This is a genomic window from Dyella sp. ASV21, from assembly GCF_016428975.1.
Classification (GTDB): domain Bacteria; phylum Pseudomonadota; class Gammaproteobacteria; order Xanthomonadales; family Rhodanobacteraceae; genus Dyella.
Map to the genome: position 1 here is coordinate 1 of NZ_JAELTT010000435.1, position 231 is coordinate 231.

The window sequence follows — 231 nt, forward strand, 5'->3', positions numbered from 1 at the left end:
TCGCCGACACCACGCCGTGCACATGGCGCACCGCCTGCGCGCCCTGCCAGAGGCAGAACAGAGCCGGTTGATCCAGCAGCACGCCGAAGTCCAGGTCCGGCTGCGGGCTGCTCAGTTCCAGGGCCAGTTGGAAGGGCTGCGAGAGGCCTTCGGTGAGGGTAAAGCGGACGACATCGAGGGCCGGTCCGTGGGCCGGGTGAAAGGTGAAACGCAGATCGGATGGGCGCGCCA

1 protein-coding gene is annotated in these 231 nt (G+C 68.0%); it reads right to left on the bottom strand.

Features of this window, described 5'->3' with window-relative positions:
- Positions 1–231: contractile injection system protein, VgrG/Pvc8 family (locus JHD67_RS22195; RefSeq protein ID WP_199101249.1), on the bottom strand; the 231-nt coding region annotated here is incomplete at both ends.